2 protein-coding genes are annotated in these 1,478 nt (G+C 61.0%); one reads left to right on the top strand and one right to left on the bottom strand.

Translation table 11 applies throughout. From position 1 onward, the window contains the following. Nucleotides 1-604: DUF1295 domain-containing protein (locus OXG98_13095; protein ID MCY3772939.1), on the top strand; the 604-nt coding region annotated here is incomplete at its 5' end. A gap of 37 nt (nt 605-641) precedes the next feature. Here OXG98_13095 and OXG98_13090 read toward each other — a convergent pair. Beyond that, entirely contained in the window at nt 642-1,352 is a 711-nt protein-coding gene (locus OXG98_13090; protein MCY3772938.1) for a Fic family protein, read from the bottom strand. Between the last annotated feature and the right edge of the window lie 126 nt (nt 1,353-1,478).

Below are 1,478 nucleotides of genomic sequence, written 5' to 3'. Positions count from 1 at the left end.
CGGCGAACTGACGCTGGCGATGACGCTCTATCAGGCCTTTTTCTTCGTGTACGTCTTTAACTACTTTCAGTTCGAACACGGAATGATTCACACGTGGGACATCGTCAGCGAGCGTTTCGGCTGGAATCTCGTCTGGGGCGACTACGTGCTGGTGCCGTTTTTCTATTGCATCGCCGGCTGGTGGCTGGTGCATCCCGTGGGCCCGCCGCTTTCACCCCTCGCCGCCGCCGGGATCGTGCTGCTGTTCGTGTTCGGTTTCTGGCTGTTCCGGGGCGCCAATCAGCAGAAGCACCGTTTCAGGCAGGACCCCGACATCAGGATCTGGGGGAAACCGGCCGAAACGCTGGACGGGCGCCTGCTGGTCTCGGGATTCTGGGGCATCGGGCGGCACCTCAACTACACCGGTGAGATCTGCGTTTACATCGCATTCATCCTGACCACCGGGTTCGCATCCTGGGTACCGTTCCTGTTGCCGGCATGGCTTGCGGGTCTGCTGGTGCACCGGTCCTACCGTGACGAACGCCGCTGCCGCGCCAAGTACGGCGAACTCTGGGAACGCTACAGGCAGCGGGCGCGGTTTGCGATGGTGCCGTACATCTATTGAGCGCGCTTCCGGGACGCCACGCAAACGGCAATCCCGTTTACAGGTTACTCCGGTATTTCAGATTCGGGTCCGTGGAGCAGTCTGCCAGGAACGCGAACATCGCCGTTCCATCCCGGCTGTCGTAGAAGCCGATCATGGTCCGGTTGAACTCTTCCTTGTGGCGCGCGGGAATGGTTATGGCGTCGTAGCCGGCCTGCAACAGTTGCCCGTTCATCAGCAGCCGGGCGGTACGTTTGTTGCCGTCGAAGAAAAACTGGTTCAGGGCGCCGAACAGAAACGTGGCAATGCTCCGTTCATGCACGTCGGCAATCGATGACAGGGTGCGCAAACCGCGTTGGAAAACAGCGTCCAATTCCGTGTGGTCCGGGGGCTGGTAGTCCGTCCCCGCAACGCTTACGCGGTCGTTGCGGAACACGCCCCACGTCAGCGCTTCTTCCCTGGCCACCAGGGCATGCAGGCGCTTGACATTGGCTGCATCAAGAGCGAATCGTCCGGCCTCCACCTGGCTCAGGAGCTCGCGCCAACTGGCAGCCTGGTTCAGCACCTGGTTGGCATCGCTCAGCCGGTGTCCGCCGACCGTGATGCCGTCCATCAGCGTTTTCACCTCCGGAAATGTAAACGGATTGTTCTCCAGGTAGACCGTGTCGTAAACGATTTCCTCGAGAACCTTGCGCGCCCGGAAGCAGGCGCGCCGCACGTCAGGTACGGTGGGGGTGGTGAAGGTGCAAGGGCTATAGGTAAACCCCAAGGGCGAATCCGCCGGCGAAATCATGATGGGATTTCAACGAACAGGAGATCGGCGATTCTATCATGCCCCTTACCGGGCCCTGGCATCGCGACCGTCGGTCAGGCGGTACCGCTCCTTAAGCACCGG

The sequence above is a fragment of the Gemmatimonadota bacterium genome (assembly GCA_026706345.1).
Lineage (GTDB): Bacteria > JAAXHH01 > JAAXHH01 > JAAXHH01 > JAAXHH01 > JAAXHH01.
This window is presented reverse-complemented; position numbering and strand designations above follow the sequence as displayed.